We start from the raw sequence: 22721 nt of genomic DNA, 5'->3' as shown, positions 1-22721 counted from the left end.
CGATTTAATCGACTTAATTCAACATATTACACCATATCACTTAATGTAGTGTTGGCTTGCGCATCTCCGGCGCTGTCGGCTTCTGTTGAGTAAATTCGATATGGCACAAAATAGCAGCCACACGCACATACTCGATAACTTCTTCTAATGATTGGGCCAGTTCTTCCTGATCTTCATCTTCGTCGTAGCCTAATTGGGCAATATTACGTAAATCATCGATGGCCTCGCCCACTTCATCTTTCACCTGCGCCAGTTTTGGTTGCAACATACCCAAACCTAACAGGAAATGGTTAACCCAGCCTGATAATGCGTCAGCACGGTCGAAAACCGAAATATCATCACCTTCAGGGATAAGTAACTGGAACATAAAACCTTCATTCTCCAGTGCCTCTTGTGTTGCTTCATGTAACTGTTGTAACGGCAACCCCAAGGACTGTGAGAAGGCAACACCTTCATTAGTCAAATCATGTACCAGCGTGCGCCAGCCATTGTCTTTACTGCCCCCACAGAGCATGCCGCTGATCAGGCCATGCATTTCTGCGGGGGTTAATGCTACCGCTTGCTGGCTCAACGCCAAGGCAAGTGATTGGTAAGTTGGTAATGTATTCTCTATAGACATGCGTATTGGTCATCGTTGGCAGGATAAGTTCGTGTTATGCTACCACCAAGAAAGGTCGCTATACCAGAAAACGCAATACTCTATATCCTATAGATTTCAAGATACAGAAAGCGGCAAAGCCTCTTGGCACTTGAAAAATAATGGATATATACCCTAAATAATTCGAGTTGCAGGAAGGCGGCAATTGAGTGAATCCTGATGAGTTAACGCCAGTTAATGATTTGGGCGAGCGAGAGCAGCCAACGCATATGCAGCGTGAAGTATGACGGGTATAAAGGGGTTGAATCTTGGTATCGAGATATATATAGTGACGCCCGCTTTGCAACTACGAGCATTTCGCCTCTGGTTTACAAGGCTGGCGCGAAAATTAGTCAGGAAGGTGGCATGTCTGCACAACCGGTAGATATTCAAATTTTTGGTCGCTCGTTAAGAGTAAATTGCCCGCCAGAACAACAAGACGCGTTGAACATGGCAGCAGAAGATCTTAACCAACGGTTGCAAGATCTCAAAGTTCGCACTAGAGTCACAAATACTGAGCAGTTAGTTTTTATCGCGGCATTGAACGTCTGTCACGAATTAGCTCAGGAAAGGTTGAAAACGCGTGACTATGCATCCAATATGGAGCAACGTATTAGGATGTTACAACAGACCATTGAACAGGCGTTGCTTGAACAAGGTCGCATCTCTGAACGTCAGGATGCACAGTTTGAATAAATCTCTGTTGAATGATAGATTCAGCAGTGAGTAAAAAATTTCTCTGAGGTGTTTGCCAGCGGGCCAGTCCCCTGAGCCGATATTTAATACCAACAGAATGTAGTGCCTCCGTAACTGGTGCGCATGCTCGGTCCGCCGAGAAGCCTTAAGGTTGCGACGCTGCGTTCACCTTGAACCATGGGTTCAAGGGTTACAGCCTGCGGCGGCATCTCGGAGATCCCCTCTTTATCGGGTAACCCACATTTTGGGTTATCACGTTCGTTTTATATTGGTCGTTTTCTTTCTATTTGTATCAATAATATATCTTTCAAATCAACAACATATTTTTGAATCAATAATATGCCTTTGACTGCGCAATATACCCTTGAACGACAAAAGATTCGTAGTGAAATTCGTGAACGTCGGCGTCTTTTGACTGCGGAGCAACAGCATCAATCAGCGCATCTGGCGGCACAGCATATCGCTGAGCATGACAAAATTCGTCAGGCTAACACCATTGCCGTATTCCTCTCCTTCGATGGCGAACTCAATACCCGCCCCATTATTGAGCAGCTATGGCAGCAGCAAAAACAGGTTTACCTGCCAGTTCTGCACCCTTTTAGCACCGGGAATTTATTGTTTCTGCGTTATCGCCCCGATAGCACGCTGGTCCGTAATCGCCTGAAAATCCTTGAACCACAATTAGATGTGCGAGAAGTTCTGCCACTAAACCAATTGGATATGGTGATAACCCCGTTGGTGGCATTTGATAGCCACGGGCAACGTTTAGGTATGGGCGGTGGCTTTTATGACCGTACGCTGCAACACTGGCAGCAAGGTGGCCCTTATCCTATTGGCCTGGCCCATGATTGCCAATGGGTCGAGCACTTGCCCTGTGAGCTTTGGGACGTGCCATTGCCAGAAATAGTAACACCAACAAAAGTGTGGCAGTGGTGAGCGATAATCCTGCAAAATAAAAAAACACCCGATATTTTATAGATAGCGGGTGTTTAGTCATTCAATACAAATATTTATTAGTAAAGCAAACGAGCACGGATAGTTCCTGGGATCGCCTTCATCGCCTGCAATGCTTTTTCTGCATTTTCCGCATCATCAGTTTCAACATCAATAACGACATAACCGATTTCAGCGCTGGTTTGCAGATACTGTGCTGCAATGTTAACGTCTTGTTCAGCAAAGATTTTGTTAATGCTGGTCAGAATACCTGGGCGGTTCTCATGGATATGCAACAGACGGCGGGTATTATCGCCGTGAGCAGGCAGAGAAACCTCAGGGAAGTTGACCGCAGACAGCGTAGAACCGTTGTCGGAATACTTCGCCAGCTTACCCGCCACTTCATCACCGATATTTTCCTGCGCTTCCTGAGTGGAGCCCCCAATATGTGGTGTTAGCAACACATTATCAAACTCGCACAAAGGTGAATTGAACGGGTCCTTATTGGTTGCTGGCTCTTCAGGGAAGACGTCGATTGCGGCTCCTGCCAAATGATTGCTGGCCAATGCATCACACAAGGCCGGGATATCGACCACAGTACCGCGTGAGGCGTTAATCAGCATCGCACCCGGCTTCATCAGAGCCAACTGCTCAGGGCCAATCATATTTTTAGTGGAGTGGTTTTCCGGCACATGCAGGCTAATCACATCACTCATATTCAGCAAATCAGACAGGTGACGCACCTGCTGGGCATTCCCTAACGACAGTTTATTTTCGATATCGTAGAAAAATACTTTCATCCCGACACTTTCTGCCAGAATCCCTAGTTGGGTGCCGATATGACCATAACCGATAATACCCAGCTTCTTGCCACGGGCTTCATAGGAACCCACCGCCAGCTTGTTCCACTCACCACGGTGAGCTTTGGCGTTAGCCGATGGAATGCCCCGGAACATCAGCAGTAACTCGCCCAGTACCATTTCAGCTACCGAACGGGTATTGGAGAAAGGTGCATTGAATACCGGCACGCCGCGTTTGGTGGCCGCGTTTAAATCAACCTGATTGGTACCGATACAGAAACAACCTACTGCGACTAATTTTTCTGCTGCCGCAAAAACTTCTTCAGACAGATGCGTACGCGATCGAATGCCGATGAAGTGAGCATCTTTGATCGATGCTTTCAGTGCTTCGGTGTCTAAGGCACCTTTATGATATTCAATATTGCTATAACCGGCTGCACGCAGATTATCAACTGTGCTCTGGTGCACCCCTTCCACTAACAGAAACTTAATTCTGTCTTTCTCCAGTGATACTTTTGCCATGTCCCCGACCCTATTTTCAGACTTCAGATGTGGCTGCCGCTATCGAATGAATCCGGTCAGCACCCTGTCAACATAACAAATATTACGCGGGCAGCAATACAAACGATTGCCTGCCGGTCAGCATAACAATCAGTGCCAATGTTAATTTATGGAATAAAAAACTGGCACGAAGAGGGTTAATGGCAGGTTAATAAAACGAAATGAAGAAATGTGATATATATCACCAAATTTAACGATTTTAAGAAAAGATATTTAAACGCAAAAAAACTTTCAGGATGAAGCGGCCAGACCTCATCCTGAGAGAGAATTAACTGATCACTTTAATTTTATGGTCTTAACGCCGTCGGCGGTGCCAATCAGTGCCACATCAGCCCCCCGATTAGCAAATAAGCCAACCGTAACGACACCGGCAATACCATTAATTTTATTTTCTAACGCAATGGCATCCAAAATACTCAAATTGTGGACATCCAAAATAACGTTGCCGTTATCAGTCAGGACGTTCTGACGGTACTCCGGTAAGCCACCCAGCTTAACCAGTTCACGAGCCACATAAGAACGGGCCATTGGGATAACTTCAACTGGCAGCGGGAATTTGCCCAGTATATCAACCTGCTTGGATGCATCCGCGATGCAGATAAACTGACGAGCAATAGCAGCAATGATTTTCTCGCGGGTCAGCGCAGCACCACCGCCTTTGATCATCTGCATCTGGCCGTTAATTTCATCAGCACCGTCAACATAGATATCCAATACGTCCACTTCATTACAATCAAATACGTGGATGCCGTAACTTTTCAGTTTGGCAGTAGACGCATCAGAGCTGGAAACCGCCCCTTCTATCTGGCCCTTGATGGAGCCAAGTGCATCAATAAAATGTGCCGCAGTCGAGCCGGTGCCGACCCCAACGATGGTACCAGGTTTGACATAATCTAATGCTGCCCAGCCTACTGCTTTTTTAAGTTCATCCTGAGTCATGGTAAGTTCACGCCTTGATGTGAAAGAAAACCTGAGGTCATTATAGAGCATTCGCAGTGGTGATTGTGTGAATAAAGCCAACTCGCGTGGTAGTTAATTCTAGCCGGATCACAGTTATGTCGGTTTATTTGTGGCTGGCACCTTGGCATCCTGTCGTAACAAAATGGCAAAAATGTGGCATAGTGCTGTATCGACTTAATATTTGGAGAGATGACTCCGATGAAACGCCCAGACTACCGTACGCTACAAGCGCTGGACGCGGTGATCCGTGAACGCGGTTTTGAACGCGCTGCACAAAAACTTTGTATCACCCAATCGGCAGTATCTCAACGCATCAAGCAGTTGGAGAATCTGTTCGGTCAACCGCTGCTGGTGCGCACTGTGCCACCACGGCCTACCGAGCAAGGGCAAAAACTGCTCGCGTTACTGCATCAGGTTGAGTTACTGGAAGAAGAGTGGCTGGGCAATGATAATGGCGGAGATACGCCATTGTTATTGTCGCTGGCAGTCAACGCCGACAGTTTGGCGACCTGGTTGCTACCGGCATTGAAACCGGTGCTGGCTGATTCCCCTATCCGGCTGAACTTACAAGTCGAGGATGAAACTCGAACTCAGGAACGGTTGCGTCGCGGCGAGGTCGTGGGTGCTGTCAGTATCCAACCTCAACCGCTACCCAGTTGTCTGGTTGATCAACTCGGTGCGCTGGATTACTTGTTTGTCGCCTCCAAACCTTTCGCTGAGCGTTATTTCCCCAATGGTGTAACCCGCTCAGCATTATTGAAAGCGCCAGCGGTAGCATTTGACCATCTGGATGATATGCATCAGGCGTTTTTACAGCAGAATTTTGATTTATCACCGGGCAGTGTGCCCTGCCATATTGTTAACTCTTCCGAAGCTTTTGTGCAGTTAGCACGGCAGGGAACTACCTGTTGTATGATCCCGCATCTGCAAATCGAGAAAGAACTGGCGTCAGGCGAATTGATCAATCTGACCCCAGGATTGCTGCAACGGCGGATGCTGTTCTGGCACCGGTTTGCACCGGAAAGCAGGACCATGAGAAAGGTGACTGACGCCCTGCTGTCTTATGGGCGTCAGGTATTACGGCAGGACTAATTTATTTGGCGGTACTGGTCGCAGTTTGGAGTTCAAACACGACATCAACCTGATCATCAAAATGGATGGTCTGCTGCTCATAAGTTTGCGCTGCATCATTGGCAGGTGCCGCTTCAGCGCTTTTAAACATGCGGGCTACCGGCATTGGCTGGTAGTTAGCAACGTGATAACGGATGCTGTAGACCGGCCCCAGTTTAACTTTAAATCCATCAGCCAGTGATCCTGCCTGGCTAATGGCATTCTCAATAGCTTTTTTACGCGCCTGTTCACGATAAGTATCCGGGTTTGCCACCCCGAGTTCCACCGCGCGGATTTCGTTTAGACCAGACTTCAGCGCACCATCGAGTAACTCATTCAGCTTATCCAGTTGGCGCAATGTTACCTGAACCTGGCGCACGGCACGATATCCCTTCAATACCGCTTCACCGCTTTTCTGGTAATCGTATTCAGGTTGGGTACGAATATTGGCAGCATTGATATCTTTCTTTTCAATGCCACTTTTACGTAAGAAATCAAAATATTGTGCGACCCGCGTATCAACCTGTTTTTTTGCATCAGCAGCATCTTTGGCTGATACACTAACTTCAATAGCGATAGTCGCGATATCCGGTGTCGCATCAACACTGGCGGTCCCGGAGGTGACAACATGCGGCCCTTCTGGCAGTTCGGCTGCCTGAACGTGTAGCGCCAAAGGTAACGTCCCTAATCCCATCATTGCGGCCAAAGCCAATGTCTTCAACTTCACGGTGCCTCCTAAGATAATCATGATAAAACTATACACTAAATAATTCGAGTTGCATGAAGGCGGCAACTGAGCGAGCCCCTGGAGCTTACACAAGTCAGTGACTGGGGTGAACGAAGGCAGCCAACATACATGCAGCTTGAAGTATGACGGGTATAAGACAACCGTAGCATATCTTATGAATCATGGGATTCGGATTAATGATAAAAACTCACAGATTTAGTGCTTGTTGCGCTAACTGAAAAGCAATAAACCACATTACCCCTCCGACCAACAGATTAATCACCCGCTGCGACGTTGGGCGGTTAAGCCACGGCGATAACCACGCCGCCAGTAGCGCGAGGGCAAAAAACCAGGCAACAGAGGCACTCACAGCACCCAAAGCAAACCAAGGCCGGGAGTCGGGTAATAACTGGCTGCCAAGGCTACCGAGCACCACAAAGGTATCGAGATAAACATGCGGATTAAGCCAGGTTACCGCCAGTAGGGTTATGACGATTGGCCAACGCCCTTGCGTACCTGCTGCTGCGGCAGATGAGGAGCCACCCCCACGCCATGCGGCCATCAGTGCGCCCCAACCGTACCACAACAGAAAAGCCACTCCGCCCCAAGTGACCAGTGCCAGTAGCAATGGCGAACGGCTCAGTAAGGCACTGCCGCCAAAGATCCCTGCACAAATCAAGATAATGTCACTTAGCGCACAAAGTGAGGCACTCATCAAATGATGCTGACGCTTAATCCCCTGGTTCATCACAAAGGCATTTTGTGGCCCGAGGGGTAAAATCATCGCAGCACTGAGGGCGAAGCCCTGTAAATAGACAGCTAACATACTGTTACCTTTAAATAATACTCAAAATGACCGAGAGAATTGGAGAGGAATTAGCAGCATATTATGGAGAGATGAGCATCAGAGGAAATTGATATTTCTTATCAAGAATAAGTAAAACTAATAATAGCTAAACAAGGGGGAAAAACGGGCCGCTAACGACCCGATTTGACATGGCTAGAGCCAAGTAATTGTAAGCAACACGACAGTGTCAAGTACGCAGGCTCTCTGGCTGATCCGCCTCAGCTTTTGCTACCTGATGTAAATGCACGTCCATTTGCGGGTAAGGAATACCAATTTTGTTAGCATCCAACGCGCGTTTGAAGTTCTCCATCAAATCCCAATACACTTCCATCGCATCGCCATTGGTAGTCCAAACGCGCACCGTGAAGTTGAGAGAAGAAGCAGCCATTTCATTCAGACGGACGGTAACCCCTTTGTCGTGCATGATACGTTTATCTGCGGCAATGATGTCACCCAGCACTTTCTTCACTACATCAATATCAGCATCATAGGCAACGCCGATGACCATATCGGTACGGCGATTCGGTTCACGGCTGGTGTTGATGATGTTATTAGCAATAATTTTGCCGTTGGGTACCACGATGATTTTGTCATCAACCGTGCGAAGGGTCGTTGAGAATATTTGCACCTGAACTACTGTGCCCGCGACACCGCCCAGATCGACATATTCACCCGCCTTAAATGGCCGAAAGGCTACCAGCAGCACACCTGCGGCAAAGTTCGACAGCGAGCCTTGTAGCGCCAAACCAACAGCTAAACCAGCGGCACCGATAACGGCAATCACCGATGCAGTCTGCACACCTAAACGCCCCAGCACCGCAACGATAGTGAAAGCCAGAATGCTGTAACGCGCCATTGCTGCCAGGAAATCCGCTACGGTGACATCAATGCCACGTAACTTCATGACCCGACCGAGCATACGTGACGCGACTTTAGCGATGATTGAACCGACGGTTAAGATCAATAATGCTGCGACCAGATTAACCGCGTATTGAATCAGCAAATCTTGGTTATCCACCAACCAGGTACTCGCTTCATTGATACCATCAACTACATTTAATTCTTCCATTTGAATCATCCTACAAAAAGCTCCCTGCGGGAGAGATTACGCAAAAAATCACCGCAAAATGCTGACGGCTATAGCAGACAGCCTGTTCAGGGTAACCAACAATGGAGCCTGTTGCCAATTTTGGCAGCGAAATTTACGCTGAAATATCAGACAACTCAGTAAATCATGGCGGCGGGAATGAGGTTAGATGCGGATTTTTACAAAGAAAAAAGGCCCCGAAAGGCCTTTTAAAGTCGGTTAAAGCAGTATTGAATTACAGAACGTCTTTGGCGTTCAGTTCTTCAAAAGCTTTTTCCAGACGAGCAACCATAGTCACCTGTGCAGCACGCAGCCACGCACGTGGGTCATAGAATTTCTTGTTCGGCTTGTCAGCACCTTCTGGGTTACCCAGTTGGCCTTGCAGATAAGCTTCGTTCTTTTTGTAGTAGCCCAGAATACCTTCCCACGTTGCCCATTGGGTATCGGTGTCGATATTCATTTTAACTACGCCATAGCTAACCGCTTCTTTGATTTCAGCAGCAGTAGAACCTGAACCACCGTGGAATACGAAGTTCAAGCTGTTGTGCGGCAGATTGTGTTTCTTGGAAACATAATCCTGAGAATCACGCAGAATAGTTGGGGTCAGTTTCACGTTACCTGGTTTGTAAACACCGTGTACGTTACCGAAAGAGGCAGCGATGGTGAAACGTGGGCTGATAGCGTTCAGTTTTTCGTAAGCGTAATCAACATCTTGTGGTTGAGTATACAGGGAAGATGCGTCCATATGGCTGTTGTCCACGCCATCTTCTTCACCACCGGTGCAACCCAGTTCAATTTCCAGCGTCATACCCAGTTTCGCCATGCGAGTCAGGTATTTGCTACAAATTTCGATGTTTTCTTCCAGGGACTCTTCAGACAGGTCGATCATGTGAGAAGAGAACAGAGGTTTGCCGGTAGCCGCAAAGTGTTTCTCACCTGCGTCCAACAAGCCGTCTAACCATGGCAGCAATTTCTTGGCGCAATGGTCGGTGTGCAGAATAACAGGAACACCATAGTGTTCAGCCATTTGATGAACATGGTGTGCACCAGAGATAGCGCCCAGAATTGCAGCACCCTGACCTTCTGCTTTAACGCCTTTACCTGCGATAAATGCTGCACCACCGTTAGAGAACTGAACGATAACTGGCGCACGCACTTTGGCTGCTGTTTCCAGCACTGCGTTAATAGAGTCGGTGCCGACACAGTTAACTGCTGGCAGAGCAAAGTTGTTCTCTTTGGCTACTGCGAACACTTTCTGAACGTCATCACCTGTGATGACACCTGGTTTTACGAAATCAAAAATTTTAGACATGTACGTTGTCCTGTTTCGTCGACTGAAGATAGCAGCTATCCGGTGAGGATAGGCCCTAAATGTAAATCGCCTATACCCGTCATACTTCAAACTGCATGTGCGTTGGCTGCCATCATTCACTCAAGTCATTGAGTTATCTCAACTCTTTGAGTTCATTTCGTTGCCGCCTTCCTGCAACTCGAATTATTTAGGGTATAAAGCCCGCGAGCTTCATTAGCTAAAAGCGAAACGGGCGGCTTTCGCCCCCCGTTATCTAAATTACTGCTTAGCGCGCTCTTCCAGCATCACCACCGCTGGCAGTTTTTTCCCTTCTACGAACTCAAGGAATGCACCGCCGCCGGTAGAGATGTAAGAGATTTGGTCAGCAATACCGAACAGATCGATTGCTGCCAGAGTGTCACCACCGCCCGCGATAGAGAATGCTTCGCTCTCTGCAATGGCACGAGCGACTATCTCGGTCCCTTTACGGAAGTTAGGGAACTCGAACACACCAACTGGGCCATTCCACAGAATGGTTTTGGCATTTTTCAGGATCTCAGCCAGACGTTGTGCAGACTCGTCGCCCAGATCAAGAATTTGTTCGTCATCTTTGATTTGGTTAGCCGGTTTCAGTGTCGCAACGGCAGTTTCAGAGAATTCAGTTGCAACACGCACATCGGTAGGTACTGGGATATCACAGGTTTCCAGCAGACGTTTAGCTTCTGGAATCAGATCTGCTTCATACAGAGATTTACCCACATTGTTGCCTTGAGCTGCAACGAAGGTATTGGCGATACCGCCACCAACAATCAGTTGGTCTGCGATTTTAGACAATGCACCAAGCACGGTCAGTTTGGTTGATACTTTAGAACCACCCACAATGGCAACCATTGGGCGCGCTGGGTTACCCAAAGCTTTACCCAGTGCTTCCAGCTCTGCTGACAACAGCGGGCCGGCACAGGCGATAGGGGCAAATTTACCCACACCGTGAGTAGAAGCTTGTGCACGGTGAGCAGTACCAAACGCATCCATCACATAGACGTCACACAGTGCCGCATATTTCTTAGACAGCGTTTCGTCGTCTTTCTTCTCGCCTTTGTTAAAGCGAACGTTTTCCAGCACAACCAACTCGCCTGCTGCAATTTCAACGCCGTCCAGATAGTCTTTCGCCAGACGTACCGGAGAAGACAGTTTGTCTTTCAGGTAGTTAACTACTGGCAGCAAGGAGAACTCTTCGTTGTACTCGCCTTCGGTCGGGCGACCCAAGTGAGAGGTAACCATTACTTTAGCGCCTTGCTTCAGTGCCGCTTCAATCGTCGGCAGAGATGCACGGATACGCGCATCAGAAGTCACTTTGCCATCTTTTATCGGAACATTGAGGTCCGCACGGATCAGCACGCGTTTGCCAGCCAGATCCAGATCGGTCATCTTAATTACAGACATGGTGAATCCTCTTGTTGATTCTCTTTAAAGTTGCATAAGCTGCACATCAACGCTGATATAACCGCAGTAAAACCACGGAAAAACAAGACGTTAGCATGCCATACTAGAAACCACTTCGGGCCATCGCCAATGTCGTATCCAACATTCTATTGGCGAAACCCCATTCGTTATCGCACCATACCAACGTCTTAATCAGGTGCTGCCCACTGACCCGAGTCTGCGTGCAATCGACAATTGCACTGTGCGGATCATGGTTAAAATCGGTCGACACCAAGGGTAATTCCGTATAGTCAACTATACCACGAAATGAACCTCTTGCTGCCTTTTGAAAAAGCTGGTTAACCTCAGCTACACCAACCGGGTTGGTCACGCTAACGCTTAAATCGATAGCGGTCACGTTGATGGTTGGTACCCGTACCGAGATAGCTTCAAACCTGTCACAAAACTTCGGAAAAATACGGGTAATCCCTGCCGCCAGTTTAGTATCAACCGGGATAATCGACTGACTTGCTGCCCGGGTACGGCGTAAATCCTGATGATAAGCGTCGATAACTGGCTGGTCATTCATTGATGAATGAATGGTGGTAACAGTGCCAGATTCGATGCCATAAGCGATATCCAACAACTGAATAATAGGAATAATGCAGTTCGTGGTACAGGAAGCGTTGGAAACAATCCGATGCTCTGCCAGTAAATCTTGATGGTTTACACCATAGACTACCGTGGCGTCTAAATCATTGCCACCGGGATGGGCAAACAGTACCTTTTTGGCACCGGAGGCAATATGAGCCTCGCCATCGGCACGGCTGCCATACACGCCGCTACAATCCAGAACAACATCAACACCTAACTCACCCCAAGGTAACTGCTCTATTTCTGGCTGATGTATCAGCCGGATGATATCGTCACCGACGTACAAATTGTCACATTCCTGACGAACATCCCAGGCAAACCGGCCATGGCTGGAGTCATACTTCAATAAATGGGCCATCCCTTGTGCATTAGCCAACTCATTAATAGCAACTACTGAAATTTCTGCCCGGCGACCCGATTCATACAGTGCGCGTAAAACGCTACGGCCAATACGACCAAAGCCATTTATCGCTATACGGATTGTCATGTTACTCCCTGTTTCTGGTTATTATCATGCAACCCCATAGCGTACTGCACCGCACCCTAAGATGTTAATCGTCTTATCACAATTCAGCCAGAATACTCCCGGCTTTTTCCTCAGTGAATTTTACTGAAGCTGAAAATTAATCATGACTGAAACGCTTCAGCCAGAATAAACCAAACTAATCATAAAAGGAATATCTGCCTGATAAAGGGCACAATTCATCCATCAATTGGCGAAAAAAAAGACCGCCGAAGCGGTCTTTTAACAGGTGTATTACCGGGAGTATCATCACCGTTCACACCCGATATACCCTTTGTACTTGGACGGCTAGCTGCACCGCCAAGTTCTTTGGGCATACTAACGAGTAACGTGCTCTCTTATTTCAACAGCGCCTGAGCTTTTGCTACTACATTTTCAACAGTGAAACCAAACTCTTTGAACAGCAATTCGGCTGGTGCAGATTCACCGAAGGTGGTCATACCAACCACTGCGCCATTTAGGCCAACGTATTTGTACCAGTAATCGGCAATACCGGCCTCAACGGCAACGCGCGCACTAACTGCTGCTGGCAATACAGATTCGCGGTAAGCGGCGTCTTGTTTGTCGAATGCATCCGTTGATGGCATAGAAACAACACGCACTTTGCGACCTGCGGCGGTCAGTTGATCTGCCGCTGCCACTGCCAGTTCAACTTCAGAACCGGTAGCAATGAAGATCAGCTCAGGCTGGCCTGCACAATCTTTCAGCACATATGCGCCTTTAGCGATATTGGCTAATTGCTCAGCAGTACGTGGCTGTTGTGCCAGGTTCTGACGGGAGAAGATCAGTGCGCTCGGACCATCTTTACGTTCCAGCGCATACTGCCATGCCACCGCAGACTCAACCTGGTCACAAGGACGCCAGGTGCTCATGTTAGGTGTTACACGCAGGCTGGCCATCTGCTCAACCGGCTGATGGGTTGGACCATCTTCGCCCAGACCGATAGAGTCATGGGTGTAAACGAATACGCTGCGGATTTTCATCAGAGCAGCCATACGCACTGCGTTACGGGCATATTCCACAAACATCAGGAAGGTTGCGCCGTAAGGAATGAAACCACCGTGCAAAGCAATACCGTTCATGATGGCAGACATACCAAATTCACGGACACCGTAGTGAATGTAGTTACCCGCCAGATCGTCGCTCAGTGATTTAGAGCCAGACCAGATAGTCAGGTTACTTGGTGCCAGGTCAGCAGAGCCGCCCATGAATTCAGGTAATACTTTACCGAAGGCTTCCAGCGCATTTTGTGATGCTTTGCGGCTGGCAATCTTGGCAGGATTAGCTTGCAATTGTTCGATGAATTTCTTGGATTCAGTTGCCCAATTTGCCGGTAATTCGCCACTCATGCGACGTTTGAATTCAGCAGCCAGCTCTGGATATGCTTTGGCATAAGCTGCGAACTTCTCGTTCCAGGCGGCTTCTTTTGCCTGACCCGCTTCTTTAGCATCCCACGCAGCATAGATATCTTGTGGGATTTCAAACGCAGGGTATTTCCAGCCCAATGCTTCACGGGTAGCAGCAACTTCATCGGCACCTAATGGCGCACCGTGTGAGTCATGCGTACCGGCTTTTTTCGGTGAGCCAAAACCGATAATGGTTTTGCACATCAGCAATGAAGGCTTGTCGGTAACTTTGTGAGCTTCTTCGATAGCCGCTTTGATTGAATCAGCATTATGACCATCAACACCACGAACCACATGCCAACCGTAAGCTTCGAAACGGGCCGCCGTGTCGTCAGTGAACCAGCCTTCAACGTGACCATCGATAGAGATACCGTTGTCGTCATAGAAAGCGGTCAGTTTGCCCAGCTTCATGGTACCCGCCAGAGAGCAAACCTCGTGGGAGATACCTTCCATCATGCAGCCATCACCCATAAATGCGTAGGTGTGATGATCAACAACGTCATGGCTTGGGCGGTTAAACTGTGCGGCCAGCGTGCGTTCTGCAATGGCGAAACCAACAGCATTCGCAATGCCCTGACCCAGCGGGCCAGTGGTAGTTTCTACGCCAGCGGTATAACCATATTCAGGGTGACCAGGCGTTTTAGAGTGTAACTGACGGAAGTTTTTCAGCTCTTCCATCGGCAAATCATAGCCAGTGAGATGCAGCAAGCTATAGATCAACATGGAGCCGTGACCATTCGATAACACGAAACGGTCGCGATCAGCCCAGTGTGGGTTGGTTGGGTTATGGTTCAAATAGTCACGCCACAAAACTTCGGCGATATCTGCCATACCCATTGGGGCACCGGGATGGCCGGAATTCGCTTTCTGCACTGCGTCCATGCTTAGTGCGCGGATCGCGTTGGCAAGCTCTTTACGAGAGGACATGTTTTACTCCAGGTCGGATTAAAAAAAAGCGTTCAAGTTTACCATTTTCTCAGACTCAGCATTGAAACGGCAATCACTAAAACTAAATGAGCTAAAACTTCCATATTTTCAGAATAAAGCTATAGCTGTAACGATTGAGTCGCGTTACCCTCGCTGCGTTTTTAGCCACACAATGAGTGTATTAACCACTCTGTCGGCTGGCAGTGTTCGTTTTTGCAAACAAACCGATATAAACCATACGTTGCCACGACTATTTCGGGCAAGACCTATTGCCGACAGAGTAGAACAACCGTCGTCGATTCAACAGCGATTAATGCAATAGTTAATAAGAATGTGACAGTGACTGTTGGCAAGTAATGGTGGATAGATAACTGCAACTGATGCGTTATCATCACGAAGAGAACGGTCCTCTCCAATGATAAAAATGGCATAACCACAGGAACAAAGTGTTATGAAAATTCGTACTTCAATGATTGCACTGAGCCTTACCGCGCTGCTTAGCGGCTGCCAAAATATGAATACTGATGGCTTAATGCAGTCAGGCGCACAGGCATTTCAAGCGGCAACCTTGAATGATGCTGATGTAAAAATGCTCAGCGAGAAATCTTGCGCCGAAATGGATCAGAAAGCGCAGATAGCGCCCGCAGACAGTACCTATGCCAAACGGTTGGCGAAAATTTCAGCCGCATTAGGCGATAACATTAATGGTACGCCAGCTAACTATAAGGTGTATGTCACAAAGGATGTGAATGCCTGGGCCATGGCAAATGGTTGTATTCGTGTTTATAGCGGCCTGATGGATATGATGACCGATAATGAAGTGGAAGGTGTACTCGGTCATGAGATGGGCCATGTGGCATTGGGGCATACCCGTAAAGCGATGCAAGTGGCTTATGGCACAACGGCCCTGCGCACTGCGGCCAGTTCCGCTGGTGGGATTGCCGGGCAGTTATCTCAGTCTCAGTTAGCAGATATTGGCGAGAAACTGGTTAACGCTCAATTTTCACAAAAACAAGAAAGCGAAGCGGATGATTACTCATTCGATTTGTTGAAAAAACGCGGTATCGATCCAAATGGTTTAGTCACTAGCTTTGAAAAATTAGCAACCATGGAAGCAGGCCGTACCAGCAGCATGTTTGACGATCATCCGTCATCACAAGCGCGGGCCGATCATATTCGCCAACGTATTGCTGCTGAGAAGTAAACCCCGTCAATTATCACTGTATAACGCCCGTGATTTTTGCGGGCGTTACTCTCTTATTACTGAATATCACCCGCCACTATCTACACCCAGATCTACCTCAATCTGATCACCTTTAATGCGCACTGGATAGGTTTCTAAATCCCTATCGCCCGGCTCACGCAAACACTGGCCGGTCCGCACATCAAACAATGCACCGTGTAATGGGCACTCAACGGTTTCGCCATCCATAAAGCCCTGACTTAGCAATGCATTGGCATGAGGACAGATATCCTGCATCGCAAAATACTCACCATCGATGATATAGATGCCAATCCTTTTATCATCAATCTGAGCTGAGAAAGGAAAATCGGGCTTGACGTAATTTACCTTACAAACACTGACCCATCCCATTCAGGCACCTCTCAGATAAGCATCATAAATAACTAATCTTAGTGTGGTTGATATTTGGGCAATCACCAGTGACAGGGGCAAACAAAAAGGGCAAACCTGAGTTTGCCCTTAATATAGAGAGACTTCTTGCGTTGAAAAAGCAGCCGTTAGCTGTTACTCATCTTCGAGATAAGTATAACCGTACAGACCTGCTTCGAACTCTTCCATAAACTGCGCCTGCAACTCGGTATCCAGATCCGTGTCTTTCACCTGATCACGGAATTGATTTAGCAATTTCTCTGGGTTCAACTGAACATATTCCAGCATATCTGCGACGGTATCACCTTCGTCAGTCTGGTTAACTTCAACCGTGCCGTCAGGGAATACATACACATCAACCGCGGCGGTATCACCAAACAAGTTGTGCATATTGCCCAGAATCTCTTGATAGGCACCAACCATAAAGAAGCCCAACAATGGCGGGTTTTCAGCATCATATGGCGGCATCGGCATGGTGGTTGCTACCCCATCACCGTCAATATAATGGTCGATGGTACCGTCTGAGTCACAAGTAATATCCAACAATACCGCACGGCGTTCTGGTGGTTTATCTAACCCTTCCAGTGGCAACACTGGGAATAACTGATCGATACCCCAGGCATCCGGCATAGATTGGAACAGCGAGAAATTCACGTACAGCTTGTCGGCCATACGCTCTTGCAGCTCATCAATGATTGGCCGGTGTGCACGGTTGCTTGGGTCCAGTTGCTTCTGGATATCATTGCAGATACTCAGGTACATCTGTTCCGCCCAGGCACGTTGTGTCAGGTCCAGTATCCCATGGGCATATTGACTATGCACATCATGTAAATCCATTTGACTGTCGTGCAGCCATTCGCGCAGAGAGCGGCGGTTTTCCGGCTCCTGCATTTCCAACCAGGTATCCCATAGGCTTTCCAGTGCGCGTGGCGCATCGGTAGCCGGTGGCTGCGGCTCGTTGAACTCGTTACGTTCCACACCAATAACATTGGATACCAGCACAGTGTGATGTGCGGTTACTGCGCGGCCAGATTCGGTAATCACTGTTGGATGCGGCAGGCCATGTTCATTACAGGCATCCCCGATCCCCCAGATAACGTTATTGGCATATTCATTCAGGCCATAGTTAACCGAGCAATCGGATTGGGAACGTGTTCCTTCGTAATCCACACCCAAACCACCACCCACATCGAAGCACTGGATATTGACACCCAGTTTATGTAATTCCACGTAGAAACGTGCTGACTCACGAACCCCGGTGGAGATATCACGGATGTTGGATAGCTGAGATCCCAAATGGAAATGCAGTAATTGCAGGCTCTCAAGGCTATTGGCGTCACGCAGCATATCAACCAATTGCAGCACTTGAGTGGCAGACAAACCAAATTTGGATTTCTCACCACCGCTGGCCTGCCATTTACCAGAGCCTTGGGATGCCAGTCGCGCACGAACACCTAAGCGCGGTACCACATTCAAGCGCTCGGCTTCTTCCAGTACCATTTTGATTTCTGACATCTTTTCGATGACCAGATAAACCTTATGGCCCAGTTTTTCGCCGATTAATGCCAGACGAATATATTCACGATCTTTATAGCCGTTACAAACGATGACCGAACGGGTCATGCCTGCATGGGCCAAAACCGCCATCATTTCAGCTTTAGAGCCAGCTTCCAGCCCCAACGGCTCACCAGAATTAACTAAAGACTCAATAACCCGGCGATGTTGGTTTACTTTAATCGGGTAAACCAGGAAGTAATCGCCTTCATAGCCAAATGACTCACGCGCACGTTTAAATGCACCGTTAATTGAGCGCAGGCGATGTTGTAAAATTTGTGGGAAACAGAATAATGCAGGCAGACGTTGCCCCTGCTCGAGCTGCATTCCTTTGACCAGTTGCGCCAGATCGACACGCGCCTCACGAACATCTGGATCAGGGCAAACGCTGATATGACCCAACTCGTTGACGTCATAATAGTTGCCACCCCAGTAGGCGACGTTATACGTGCTCAGCATCTTGCTGGCATTACGGTCATTCATGGCAACCTCCTGCATGGAGCGTAAAGAAACATGTGCGCCCGCAGTTGACGGACGGCCAATCAAGTTATCATCAGACATAATTCGCCTCTATTGCGATACTGACGATAAAGTCAGCCACTATCGCAGCTACAACCAGCAAGGACAACCCACGTGGACGCCGAATCGGCAGAATATTACGCTGCAAAGCGCTATCCACGAGCGGTTTATCACTCAGCTATTCATTACCCAAAAGGGTAAAACACGTTTAAATGGAAAATACGTTCGACTGTAAATACGTATTGAGATTTTGTGAATCGGATTAGCCGCAAAGTGATCAAGCTAGTCGGATTCAGTGCTTCAGACGGTTATTAACCCGCCCGCGAATCCTGAGACGCACCCATGTGGGTGTAACATCGCCTTGATGGAGTACAAGAAAGGAAGGTTGCAAAGGGGGATTGAACGTCAGAACGACGTAGCTGTTGATGTGCAGCAACCAGTTGACAACGGATCATTAATCCAACCACCTCCACGCATGCCGCTCAGATTGAACGGACAAGACTTTAAATAGACCCGTCATCTTTCAAGTTGCAGGGGTATTGGCTGCATATTGAAATCTATTGGGTATAGACAGATTAAGTAACAGTTCGATGACGCCGCTATTTTCGTGCCCATTCACGGTTAAGCACCTGAGTGCAAAACTCTGCAAATCTAACAATGAGCTAATGTCATCTTCTGCCATCTTCATCATTGCATATCAAATAAGCTGCGCGCGCAGTTTATACCTATAACGCGAGCAAAATGCAAAATGAAAATAGCGCGCAGACCCTAAATAATTCGAGTTGCAGGAAGGTGGCAAGCAAGATAATCCCGATGAGCTTACTGTCGTAAGTGATTCGGGCTATTGAGTGTAGCCAACGCACATGCAGCTTGAAAGATGACGGGTATAACTGTATCAAGCGGTAAATAAACACCATGACAACCAAAGTAAGAAATATCTTGATGCAAAAAGGGCTGGCATTAAGAGTAAAAGCTGACCTAAAATAGACGTCCAGATGTTAATACATCCAAACATTTTAATTGCTAGAATGCTACGTGTGCGACAAATCATGCAAGGCTTCTAAATTTATACGCCCAAAAAACTTGGCGTTGCCTGTAGACAGCAAACGAACCAGCCCGATGAGCTTACCCAGGTAAGTGGCTCGGGAGACTGCTCGCAGCTAACAACCAGGCAGCTTCAAGTACGAATGGGATCGACTGCTAAAGGCTTTGCCTAAAGAGGCGTTGTAAAACGTCAACGTACCAGAAGACCTAACCAAACGTAGGCTTCTGTTGTCTGGCACCCAACGCTATGCAGTGACTTTTCACTTGTATTCAAGGTAAAGAAAATAATGGCTAAACACTTATTTACGTCGGAATCTGTTTCTGAAGGGCATCCAGACAAAATTGCTGATCAGATTTCAGATGCGGTTCTTGACGCGATTCTTGCACAAGATCCGAAAGCGCGTGTTGCCTGCGAGACCTATGTCAAAACGGGTATGGTATTAGTTGGCGGTGAAGTTACCACTAACGCATGGGTAGATATCGAAGAGATCACCCGTAAAACCGTGCGCGAAATCGGTTATGTTAATTCTGAGATGGGTTTTGATGCTAACTCTTGCGCCGTTTTAAGTGCGATTGGGAAGCAATCACCTGATATTAATCAGGGTGTTGACCGTTCAGACCCCTTAGAACAAGGCGCGGGTGATCAGGGCCTGATGTTCGGCTATGCCACTAACGAAACCGACGTTTTAATGCCTGCACCTATTACCTATGCTCACCGTTTGGTAAAGCGTCAGGCTGAAGTGCGTAAAAATGGCACCTTGCCGTGGCTGCGCCCGGATGCAAAAAGCCAGATTACCTTCCAATATGATGACGGCAAGATTGTCGGTATTGATGCGGTTGTTCTGTCAACACAGCATTCAGAAGATATCAGCCTGAAAGATTTACAAGAAGCGGTGATGGAAGAGATTATCAAACCGGTTCTACCTGTTGAGTGGCTCACCGCAGCCACCAAATATCATATCAACCCGACAGGCCGTTTCGTTATCGGTGGCCCAATGGGCGACTGTGGTCTGACTGGGCGTAAAATCATTGTTGATACCTACGGCGGCATGGCTCGTCATGGTGGTGGGGCATTCTCCGGTAAAGATCCATCCAAAGTTGACCGCTCAGCGGCATATGCTGCCCGTTATGTGGCGAAAAATATCGTTGCGGCTGGCCTGGCTGACCGTTGCGAGATTCAGGTTTCATACGCCATTGGTGTGGCAGAACCCACCTCCATCATGGTGGAAACATTCGGCACGGGTAAGGTCTCTGAGGATCAATTGATTACCTTGGTGCGTGAATTCTTCGAACTGCGCCCTTATGGCTTGATTCAGATGCTGGATCTGTTGCATCCGATCTATCAAGCAACCGCCGCTTATGGTCACTTTGGTCGTGAAGAATTCCCTTGGGAAAAAACCGACAAAGCCGCCTTGCTGCGTGAGGCTGCTGGCTTGAAATAAGTTTCAACCGTTAAGCGTTGAACAGCAAAAACCCCGCCTGGCGGGGTTTTTTTATCACTAACGAGCACGTTCTAATAGGCTAAATATTGCCATCCCCGCCACCATTGCGGCGACAAAGATAACCCCTTTGAACATCCCAGCGCCCAGCAATACCAGCGCCGGCCCAGGGCATATCCCCGCCAATCCCCAACCGGCGCCAAACAACAGGCTACCGCCAATTAACCGCCGATCAATACGATTAGAGGTTGGCAATTGCAAGGGCTGCCCCAGCAAACTGGCTTTACGTTTTTTGGCCCAGGTAAAACCGAGTGTCGCGATAGCCACTGCGGCTGCCATCACCAATGCCAGTGACGGATCCCATAAACCGCCGATGTCGAGAAAACCGAGTACCTTGGCAGGGTTCGCCATACCTGCCACTATCAGGCCCAAACCAAATATCAGCCCGGCCAACAGCGAGAAAAATAGATTCATATTCTGTTCCTAAGCAAAGAGATGGCGAACCAGCCCCACGGTGATAAAGCCGGTAAACATAAAGCTCAATGTCGCCACCAGTGAACGTGGCGAAAAACGTGCTAGCCCACAGACGCCATGCCCACTGGTACATCCGGCACCATAGCGCGTCCCAATTCCTACCAGCAATCCGGCTAAAATCAGAGTGGGCAAACCTGCATCAATTTGGATAGCCGGTAACGCAGTAAACAGCGAATAAACCAAAGGTGAAGTAACCAAACCGATGATGAATGCCAGCCGCCAGCCGCTATCTCCTGCTTTTGGCGGAAGTAAGCCCCCCAAAATGCCACTAATACCAGCAATCCGGCCAGTAGCTAACAATAGAAACGTTACTGCAACACCCAATATTGCCCCTCCGGCCAGTGCACTGTAAGGGGTAAAGTTAATCCAATCGATGGTCATATTGCCTCCTTCTCTTGTGGGCAATAAAGCTGATAAAGCACCTCAAGCAGCGCTAAAACTTTGCTATCGGCAATTGAGTAAAAAATACGTTTACCCTCACGGCGAGTGTTCACTAGCCCATCACTACGCAGCACACCAAGCTGTTGTGATAACGTCGGTTGATGAATCCCCAATGCGGCTTCTAATTCACCGACTGCTTTTTCTCCCTGACTCAATTGACACAGTAAGAGCAAGCGATCCTCATTCGACAGTATGCGTAATACATCACAAGCCGCTGCTGCCGCTTGCCTCATAAGATCCATGCTGATCGTTTGATGGTTATTCATAAGCCCTTCGGATGATCATATTTCATTATATATTTTTATATTATATGTTTTTATATAATAATCTACTAAAAATAGTCCTGCCTACTGGCTTGCATCTGCTTATCGGCCGTTTTATTCTTCGGCGATATGAGTACACAAAGAATCCCAATCGCGTTACAGCAAGCCGTTATGCGCTGCCTGCGCCACAAATTGCAGTTAGCGAATCAGCATCTTGGTACCGCCTATTCGGAGCCGAAAATCAACTACCATCAACGCGGTACTAGCGCGGGTAGTGCTTACCTGCAATCCTTCGAAATTCGCCTTAACCCCGTATTGTTACTGGAAAATCAGCAGGATTTTATCGAGGAGGTCGTCCCGCACGAACTGGCTCACTTACTGGTGTATCGACAATTTGGCCGGGTTGCCCCCCATGGTAAAGAATGGCGCTGGATGATGGAGCAGGTATTGCAAGTCCCTGCCAGCCGCACCCATCAGTTTGAAGTGGCCTCAGTGCGCAGTAAGACCTTCAATTATCAGTGCAAATGCCAGCAACACGCTTTAACCATTCGCCGCCACAATAAAGTGCAACGTGGCGAGAGTGAATATCGCTGCCGCAACTGTGGCGAAAAGCTGCAATTTAACGCACTAAAAAGTTATTAGGAATTAGCGTTACTTGTTATAAAACAGCATGTTAATTTGCTATCCATCAGTATTATCTATAACCTGCCTGCTTTTCATCATCGGGCTGTTTT

At 48.0% G+C, this 22721-nt stretch carries 22 protein-coding genes and 1 other RNA gene; 7 read left to right on the top strand and 16 right to left on the bottom strand.

Annotation, left to right across the window (positions count from 1 at the left end):
* Positions 1-40: 40 nt before the first annotated feature.
* Positions 41-619: a YecA/YgfB family protein gene (locus EL015_RS04090; protein WP_005193128.1), complete on the bottom strand. Its 579-nt coding sequence runs from the start codon at positions 617-619 to the stop codon at positions 41-43.
* A gap of 384 nt (positions 620-1003) precedes the next feature.
* Between EL015_RS04090 and zapA the strand changes: the two genes are divergently transcribed.
* The 3 genes from zapA to EL015_RS04075 all read left to right on the top strand — a co-directional run bounded on the left by zapA (position 1004) and on the right by EL015_RS04075 (position 2269).
* Positions 1004-1333 carry a cell division protein ZapA gene (gene zapA / locus EL015_RS04085; RefSeq protein WP_004706812.1) on the top strand — a complete coding sequence of 110 codons (330 nt, stop codon included), beginning with the start codon at positions 1004-1006 and terminating at the stop codon, positions 1331-1333.
* 37 nt (positions 1334-1370) lie between these two features.
* A non-coding RNA gene (gene ssrS, locus EL015_RS04080) (6S RNA) lies at positions 1371-1554 on the top strand.
* Positions 1555-1672: 118 nt separating this feature from the next.
* Positions 1673-2269, top strand: coding sequence for a 5-formyltetrahydrofolate cyclo-ligase (locus tag EL015_RS04075; RefSeq protein ID WP_005192789.1), 597 nt, complete (start codon positions 1673-1675; stop codon positions 2267-2269).
* Between the two features lie 77 nt (positions 2270-2346).
* On the opposite strand, the gene serA is transcribed toward EL015_RS04075, so the two are convergent.
* Together serA and rpiA are read right to left on the bottom strand one after the other, a co-directional pair.
* Positions 2347-3588 carry a phosphoglycerate dehydrogenase gene (gene serA / locus EL015_RS04070; protein WP_005192792.1) on the bottom strand — a complete coding sequence of 414 codons (1242 nt, stop codon included), beginning with the start codon at positions 3586-3588 and terminating at the stop codon, positions 2347-2349.
* A gap of 315 nt (positions 3589-3903) precedes the next feature.
* Positions 3904-4566, bottom strand: a complete 663-nt coding sequence (gene rpiA / locus EL015_RS04065) for a ribose-5-phosphate isomerase RpiA (protein ID WP_005192795.1) — start codon at positions 4564-4566, stop codon at positions 3904-3906.
* Positions 4567-4785: 219 nt separating this feature from the next.
* Here rpiA and EL015_RS04060 point away from each other — a divergent pair, with 219 nt between their 5' ends.
* Positions 4786-5679, top strand: a complete 894-nt coding sequence (locus EL015_RS04060) for a LysR family transcriptional regulator ArgP (protein ID WP_005163344.1) — start codon at positions 4786-4788, stop codon at positions 5677-5679.
* A 1-nt stretch (position 5680) separates the two neighbouring features.
* On the opposite strand, the gene EL015_RS04055 is transcribed toward EL015_RS04060, so the two are convergent.
* From EL015_RS04055 to tkt, 7 genes are all read right to left on the bottom strand, one after another.
* On the bottom strand, positions 5681-6424 hold the full coding sequence (locus EL015_RS04055; RefSeq protein WP_005192798.1) for an oxidative stress defense protein: 744 nt from the start codon (positions 6422-6424) through the stop codon (positions 5681-5683).
* Between the two features lie 208 nt (positions 6425-6632).
* Positions 6633-7250, bottom strand: coding sequence for an arginine exporter ArgO (gene argO / locus EL015_RS04050; protein ID WP_005192800.1), 618 nt, complete (start codon positions 7248-7250; stop codon positions 6633-6635).
* A gap of 208 nt (positions 7251-7458) precedes the next feature.
* Positions 7459-8340, bottom strand: coding sequence for a small-conductance mechanosensitive channel MscS (gene mscS, locus EL015_RS04045; protein WP_032907969.1), 882 nt, complete (start codon positions 8338-8340; stop codon positions 7459-7461).
* Between the two features lie 253 nt (positions 8341-8593).
* Positions 8594-9670, bottom strand: a complete 1077-nt coding sequence (gene fbaA / locus EL015_RS04040; protein WP_005192802.1) for a class II fructose-bisphosphate aldolase — start codon at positions 9668-9670, stop codon at positions 8594-8596.
* A 258-nt stretch (positions 9671-9928) separates the two neighbouring features.
* On the bottom strand, positions 9929-11092 hold the full coding sequence (gene pgk, locus EL015_RS04035) for a phosphoglycerate kinase (RefSeq protein WP_032907970.1): 1164 nt from the start codon (positions 11090-11092) through the stop codon (positions 9929-9931).
* 103 nt (positions 11093-11195) lie between these two features.
* Positions 11196-12212, bottom strand: a complete 1017-nt coding sequence (gene epd, locus EL015_RS04030; protein ID WP_005192804.1) for an erythrose-4-phosphate dehydrogenase — start codon at positions 12210-12212, stop codon at positions 11196-11198.
* A 374-nt stretch (positions 12213-12586) separates the two neighbouring features.
* Positions 12587-14581 carry a transketolase gene (tkt, locus tag EL015_RS04025; protein WP_005192805.1) on the bottom strand — a complete coding sequence of 665 codons (1995 nt, stop codon included), beginning with the start codon at positions 14579-14581 and terminating at the stop codon, positions 12587-12589.
* Between the two features lie 451 nt (positions 14582-15032).
* On the opposite strand from tkt, the gene loiP reads away from it, so the two are divergent.
* Positions 15033-15785 carry a metalloprotease LoiP gene (gene loiP / locus EL015_RS04020; protein WP_005192806.1) on the top strand — a complete coding sequence of 251 codons (753 nt, stop codon included), beginning with the start codon at positions 15033-15035 and terminating at the stop codon, positions 15783-15785.
* A gap of 66 nt (positions 15786-15851) precedes the next feature.
* Here the strand turns inward: loiP and EL015_RS04015 are convergent, their stop codons facing one another.
* The 3 genes from EL015_RS04015 to EL015_RS22150 form a co-directional block, all read right to left on the bottom strand.
* Positions 15852-16175 (bottom strand): non-heme iron oxygenase ferredoxin subunit, encoded by a 324-nt coding sequence (locus EL015_RS04015; RefSeq protein ID WP_005192809.1) that lies wholly within the window; start codon positions 16173-16175, stop codon positions 15852-15854.
* A 153-nt stretch (positions 16176-16328) separates the two neighbouring features.
* Entirely contained in the window at positions 16329-18308 is a 1980-nt protein-coding gene (gene speA, locus EL015_RS04010) for a biosynthetic arginine decarboxylase (RefSeq protein WP_032907971.1), read from the bottom strand.
* A 269-nt stretch (positions 18309-18577) separates the two neighbouring features.
* Entirely contained in the window at positions 18578-18721 is a 144-nt protein-coding gene (locus EL015_RS22150; RefSeq protein WP_420070940.1) for a hypothetical protein, read from the bottom strand.
* An 876-nt stretch (positions 18722-19597) separates the two neighbouring features.
* Here EL015_RS22150 and metK point away from each other — a divergent pair.
* Positions 19598-20752: a methionine adenosyltransferase gene (gene metK, locus EL015_RS04005; protein ID WP_005192816.1), complete on the top strand. Its 1155-nt coding sequence runs from the start codon at positions 19598-19600 to the stop codon at positions 20750-20752.
* 57 nt (positions 20753-20809) lie between these two features.
* On the opposite strand, the gene EL015_RS04000 is transcribed toward metK, so the two are convergent.
* Genes EL015_RS04000 through EL015_RS03990 form a run of 3 tightly spaced genes read right to left on the bottom strand, consistent with a single transcriptional unit; the run spans position 20810 to position 21990 of the window.
* On the bottom strand, positions 20810-21223 hold the full coding sequence (locus EL015_RS04000; protein ID WP_005192819.1) for a DUF6691 family protein: 414 nt from the start codon (positions 21221-21223) through the stop codon (positions 20810-20812).
* Positions 21224-21232: 9 nt separating this feature from the next.
* Entirely contained in the window at positions 21233-21664 is a 432-nt protein-coding gene (locus EL015_RS03995) for a YeeE/YedE family protein (protein ID WP_032907973.1), read from the bottom strand.
* Positions 21661-21990: an ArsR/SmtB family transcription factor gene (locus EL015_RS03990; RefSeq protein WP_032907974.1), complete on the bottom strand. Its 330-nt coding sequence runs from the start codon at positions 21988-21990 to the stop codon at positions 21661-21663. Before EL015_RS03990 ends, EL015_RS03995 begins: the two co-directional genes overlap by 4 nt.
* A gap of 126 nt (positions 21991-22116) precedes the next feature.
* Between EL015_RS03990 and EL015_RS03985 the strand changes: the two genes are divergently transcribed.
* A complete protein-coding gene (locus tag EL015_RS03985; RefSeq protein WP_005192824.1) occupies positions 22117-22629 on the top strand; it encodes a SprT family zinc-dependent metalloprotease in 513 nt (170 codons plus the stop codon).
* Positions 22630-22721 lie beyond the last annotated feature (92 nt).

The sequence above is a fragment of the Yersinia intermedia genome (assembly GCF_900635455.1).
In the GTDB taxonomy this organism is placed as follows: Bacteria; Pseudomonadota; Gammaproteobacteria; order Enterobacterales; family Enterobacteriaceae; genus Yersinia; species Yersinia intermedia.
Note: the sequence above shows the minus strand (reverse complement) of the source record. Positions and strands in the feature narration are given on the sequence as shown.